Origin of the sequence: Protofrankia sp. CiP1_Cm_nod1 (assembly GCF_920888515.1) — a bacterium.
Lineage (GTDB): Bacteria > Actinomycetota > Actinomycetes > Frankiales > Frankiaceae > Protofrankia.
This window is the reverse complement of sequence record NZ_CAKKTM010000065.1, coordinates 11,247-16,642: the sequence shown is the minus strand read 5'-3', so window position 1 is coordinate 16,642 and position 5,396 is coordinate 11,247. Positions and strand designations below refer to the sequence as shown.

The window sequence follows — 5,396 nt, the reverse complement described above, 5'->3', positions numbered from 1 at the left end:
GTGTTCAACTATCCGACGCTCGCCGAGTCCTACAAGGTGGCGGCGCTGGACGCGATGAACAAGATGCGTGCCGTCGCCCGCTTCAGCAGCTGACGTCCGTCCGGCCCAGGGCTGTCGGGCGACGGCGGTCAGGGCAGCCGGAAGACGTCGACCAGGATCACGCCGGGAGCGGGCCGGCGGTGTGCCGCCGGGCTGTCATGGACGACCAGGATCGACGAGGGGTCGTCCGGGGCCAGGGCGATCCCCTCGGCGTGGTCGTCGCCCTGCCCGAACGGCAGGTCCAGCACACGGACGAGCGCGTCGTCGTCGACGACCACGCTCGTCCGCGCCCTGACCGCGTCACGCCACCGGTAGACCCGGACCGGGCCGTCGAGGTCCATCGTCGGGCCGGCGAGCACGAGCAGGTCGTCCCCCTGGACGAGCAGGTCGCGCACGCCCAGGCCGTCGAGGTTCAGGAAGTGCTTCCGGTAGGGCAGGCCGCCCTCCAGCGGCCGCAGCCCGAGGTCCTGGCCGTCCCCCTCGGTGGGGCGCAGTTCGACGACCACCGCCCAGCCGCGCAGCACCGGCCCGCGCAGGCCCAGGTAGACCCGCTCGCCGACGACGGCCAGCCCCTCGACGTCGAACCCGTTGTCCTTGCTCGGGATCGCCAGGAACGGGCCGAGGTGCTCGTCGTTCTTCAGCACCGTGGTGACCCGGGTCTGCTTGCGCAGCCCCAGCGCGGCGGCGGTCAGCTGCCCACCGGCGCCGTCCGGAGCGGCGGCGGTGCTCACCAGGGTGGGCAGCCCGTCCCGGGTGACGACCGGGATGCGGCCGAGCAGATGCCGGTTCGCGTTCTTGCGGATCCTCGCCAGGGCGCGCAGCGCGGTCTCGGTCGCGTGGTGCGGCTTGACCCGCTTGCGCGTCAGGCTGTGCGAGCCGACGAACCACAGGTAGCCGCCATGCCGGTCGAAGCCCTCGATGTCGATCTCGGGGATGACGCCGTCCGCGTCCGGCCCCACCGGCAGCGGCAGGAAGTCACCGACCGGGAAGGAGACGTGGCCGTCATAGGCGTCCCCGGCCGCGCTCAGGGTCACCCGTTCGACCGTCGCCGTCTCGTCCCCGCCGAGCCACAGGTGCCGTCCTTCACTCTTGATCGTCGACAGTGACCCGACGATGTCGGCCACGGGGTGCGGGCCGACGTCGTCGAAACGGACCGTAACGGTCTTCACAGCATCCACGACTGCTCCCCCTCGGCCTGACGTCCCCGGTGACAGTTCCATTTACCACAGCCTGTCTGTCCCGGCACCGTTCGCCATGGCCTGCCCAGACGTACCCGGTCCAGGCCGGACCACCACCCCATGGCCCGTCCGGCGCGCCCGGACGGCCGGACCGCCACCGTGACCGGACGGCGGAGGCGTCAGGCACGCCCCGGCGCGGCGGGGCGGCTTCAGCGGATGCGGGCCGCTACCGCCACCGGCGCCACGGCGGCGTCCCAGGCGATCCGGGACAGTCCCTCGACCGTGTCGATGCCGGCCCGCATCGACGGGTTGCCGCGGCTGTAGACCGCCATCACGTAGTCCCGCCCGCCCCCGTGGACATGCCCGAGGCTGGCGATCACCCAGCCACTGTCACGGGGCAGCCAGCCGTTCTTCACCTCCACGGCGACGCCCGCGGGCACCCCGCCGGGCAGGCCCCACCGCTGGGCGGGCACCACACCGGCGAGCAGGCTCGTCGCGGTGGCCCGGGCCTGATCGCCCAGTACGCCGCCCGGATAGGCCAGCGTGCGCAGCACCGCGAGCTGGTCGACGGCGCTGGTCAGGGTGAGCCCCCAGCGTCCACCACCGCCCGCTTTCGTCCTGGTCATCCCCAGTCGGCGGAACATGGCGTCCATTGGCGCCGCACCGCCGAGCGAGCGCCACAACCGGCTCGCGGCCGCGTTGTCACTTACGCCGATCATCGCCCTGGCGCTGCGCAGCTCGCCCGCGCCGAGACGTCCGGACGGCCCGGCGCGTTCCAGAATGCCCAGCAGTATCGACAGTTTCACCGTGCTGGCCGTCTCGAAACCCGACACCGTCGGGTCGTCGACGGTGATGGTCCGGCCGGTGAGCGCGTCGTACACCGCCACACCGACCTGCCCGGGGCGCTCTTCGAGATATCCTCGGAACCGCTCGGACAGGTCGAGCCCGGACAGGGACGGCGCCTTCGGCACGGTTTCGGGAACGAGCCGCGGCGACGGGGTGACGGTACCGGCGGGCGGCAACCGGAGCGCTGGTGGCTCCGTGGGCATATCCGGCGCGTAAACATTCGGCGCGGATCCGCCGGCACCGGTGAAACGCACGGATCCGACGACCGGGGCCAGCACGAGGGCATTTACCACGACAGCCGCGACCAGTACCGCGCCGGCACGTCGCGAGACCGGTGCCCGCGCTGGCTCGTCGACGGATTCCACTGGTCCCGAAAATCCCCTCGTCGGCCGCCAGACCGCGTTTTTCGAAACGGTGCGCGGCGGCGCGCGATGCCGCATTGCGATGGTTGTGTGGTGCCGCATGGCCACATCCGATGTATACCCGCGGCAGAACGTCGCCGCATCGTCACTTTCCTTTTTCTTCGCTACCGCGCGGATCGGCGTCGGACGCCGGGAAGACTCCTGTCGCACGGCATTTCCGCGGGAAAAAGCAGCCATGGCGGACGCCGTAAAGGATGCCGGGACCGGCCGCACGGGCCGCGGGCGCCCGACTGCCCGGAAACGGGCCCGGACCGGCCCTCGACACCACTGTCAGACGATGGAGCGGGACATCCGGTAGGCACTGCTGGCCATGGTCCCCGACCAGTGGTCCTGACCTGCGGCCCTGGCTCCCGGCCTGGCTTCCGGCCTGGCTCCCGGCCGCTCCGCTCGCGTCCCCTCGGGGCCGGGAGCAACCGCGGGACCAGGCGGGGACGGCAGGCGCGGGAGGAGCGTGATCACGCCGCTTCCGGGCGGGCCGTCAGGCGGGCTGGACCCGCTCCGCCCGAGCGTCGCGGGCGCAGCGGGCACGAAGCTTGTCACCCAGCGCGCCGAACAGGTCCCACACCGGGATCCAGCGATGGTCGACCGTCCCCGCGGAACGCGGCCGCACCGTCTCGTCCGGGACATACAGCACGAAACGAACGTCGTAATGCACGTGCGAGGGCTCTTCCCGGACCGGGTCGGTGGGCGCGACTCGCACGTCGATATCAATCGGATGAACAGTGTCCGGAATCACAGAATTAGCCGCTATTCCGGCTCCCGCGGCGAGCCCGCGCAGCGCCGCGCCCAACAAGGACTGGTCGGCCGCGTCGACATGCCCGGCGGGAAGCAGCCAGCCCGCCGAGCCCAGGCGGCGAACATGCAGCACCCGCCAGTCCGTGGTGACCGCGACCGCGCCCCAGGTGACGTGCGCGGGCATGGTGGCGGGATCCGTCACCGGGTCCGCCCCCTCTATCAGGGCCAGCACCAGCGGACTCAGGTTCTCGATCTCGCCAGGATTGTCCTCGAGATAGCGAAGAACTACTCCGGCGACCGCATTGTTGCTCACTGCCACGGGACATGACAGTACCTCCAGAAGAAGATTTCTGGCGCACGGGGGCGGGTCGGGCGCCGCCGTCCCGAACAGGCCCACGGCGTACTCCGCGGCGCCCGACCGGCACGCTCGGAAGCCGGATCCCGTTCGTGGCATGCACTTTCCGCTCGACGCGCCGGCCGGTCACTCGGCTGTCAGACGGGCGAACAAGCCGGACACAGTCGCCAAAACGACACAATCACCCCCGCCCGGCCGGTCGCCACCAGCGGTTCCCCCGGCCGCGCTGACAGGCTGCCGACAGCCGCGCCGACGTGTCGGCATGTGATGCCTATCGTGTGACGACCGGCACCAGCCCACCTCGACCGGCACCAACCGCTGGAGACCGTCTCCACGCGGGCGGGGCGGACACCGACGGGCGGGGCCGGCGAACAGGACGCGTGCCATGCCCGGGGTGTGTGAAGGGGGAGATCAGATTGGGTGCTTCCGGAGGTTCCGGTGGCCACGCCGGCACCACGCGGCATCGGATGGCGGTGGCAGCCGTGGGCTGCGGCCTGGCGGTACTGCTGCTCGGCGCCTGCGACGAACCGACGAGCCCGGGCGGAACGCCCGGGCCGGCCGGGCCGAGCGGGTCGGTGAGCCTGCCGGGAGGGCTGCCGACATCGCTGCCCACGGGCCTGCCGACGGCCCTGCCGTCCATTTCGGCGTCGCTGCCGGGCGGCGGGCAGGTGGCCACGGGCAGAGACGCGCTGAAGGCCGCGAACGTCCCCGCGGACTTCCCGATCCCGCCAGGTGCCGAGGTGGGGGCCGGTACGTCCAGGAACAACGAGTCCGTGCTCACCCTGAGCGGTGTCTCCGACAACGCGGTGGCGGCCTTCTACCGCCAGGCGCTGCCGGCCGCCGGCTACACGATCACCAGTGACAACCAGATAGCCGGCCTGGCGGCTTCGATCGCCTTCGAGGGGCACGGCCTGAAAGGGACCATCGGAACGGCCGGGATCGGCACGGCCAACGGCACGGTACTGACCTTCCAGAAGCAGTAGAAAGCAGTGGACGAAGCGGTGGGCCGGCTGCCGGCAGCGCAGCCGGCAGCGCGGTGAACGGGCCGGCGGAAACGAGCCGGACCGGCTTTTCAGGCCCAACGGCCCGCCAGCCCGATGGCCGCGCGATGCCGATGCCCGGTACGGCCGGTGACCCACCACCGCCCGTACCGCGGCGCGGCCGTCGGGCACCCGCCGGCATCCGACCGGCCGGCCCGGGCCCCGCAGCCGTACCCGAAATTTTGTACCCGAATTCCGTCCGGTGCCCGGATGCTATTTCGTGCTCATCAGCGCGTCCAGCATCCCGTGCAGATGAGCTACCGCCCACTCGATGTCGAAGTACTTGTACCGGCCGGCCCGTGACTCGGCCGCGAGAACGCCGCAACGGTGCACCCTGCTGAAGTCGCCGTACGGGAACCGGTACCGTTTCCTGTCGTCCTCGTCGTCGTCCTCGGAAATGCCGAGATACCATTTCCGGTATTCGCTGAAACCGTGTTCGGCGATGAACTCGTTCTCCTGCCGCGTCGAGGGCTGGTGCTCGCCCCAGCCGTCTCGTTCGTCGAGTACCACGGCACCGTTCTCGATCAGTTTCCTGGCATGCTCATAGGAACGGCGGCTCAGTCTCACGGCCATGATCCCCTCCAGATCATTCTCGAGGACGAACCGATACACGGGGCTGGCCGCGTCAACGGCCCGTTCAGGCGGCCCTACCCGGTATGGCGGCGTCGACACCGGCACGCCGCCGGCCGCCCGGCGGCGGGCCATACCTGCCAGCACCGGGGCAGGGCCGGCCATGCCTATGTGGCCGGCGGCGTGGCCGCCGGGCCCGGACGCGGGCCGG

At 71.3% G+C, this 5,396-nt stretch carries 5 protein-coding genes; 1 reads left to right on the top strand and 4 read right to left on the bottom strand.

Annotated elements, in window-relative coordinates; translation table 11 throughout:
- Nucleotides 1-128 precede the first annotated feature (128 nt).
- The 3 genes from NBX02_RS03780 to NBX02_RS03770 form a co-directional block, all read right to left on the bottom strand.
- A complete protein-coding gene (locus NBX02_RS03780) occupies nt 129-1,217 on the bottom strand; it encodes a DUF3616 domain-containing protein (RefSeq protein WP_250281451.1) in 1,089 nt (362 codons plus the stop codon).
- 209 nt (nt 1,218-1,426) lie between these two features.
- Nucleotides 1,427-2,428 (bottom strand): serine hydrolase, encoded by a 1,002-nt coding sequence (locus NBX02_RS03775; RefSeq protein ID WP_250281452.1) that lies wholly within the window; start codon nt 2,426-2,428, stop codon nt 1,427-1,429.
- A gap of 535 nt (nt 2,429-2,963) precedes the next feature.
- Nucleotides 2,964-3,539, bottom strand: coding sequence for an NUDIX domain-containing protein (locus tag NBX02_RS03770; protein WP_250281453.1), 576 nt, complete (start codon nt 3,537-3,539; stop codon nt 2,964-2,966).
- 452 nt (nt 3,540-3,991) lie between these two features.
- On the opposite strand from NBX02_RS03770, the gene NBX02_RS03765 reads away from it, so the two are divergent.
- Complete coding sequence (locus NBX02_RS03765) at nt 3,992-4,558, top strand: hypothetical protein (RefSeq protein WP_250290015.1); 567 nt, start codon at nt 3,992-3,994, stop codon at nt 4,556-4,558.
- A gap of 270 nt (nt 4,559-4,828) precedes the next feature.
- On the opposite strand, the gene NBX02_RS22915 is transcribed toward NBX02_RS03765, so the two are convergent.
- On the bottom strand, nt 4,829-5,188 hold the full coding sequence (locus NBX02_RS22915; RefSeq protein ID WP_250281457.1) for a hypothetical protein: 360 nt from the start codon (nt 5,186-5,188) through the stop codon (nt 4,829-4,831).
- Nucleotides 5,189-5,396 lie beyond the last annotated feature (208 nt).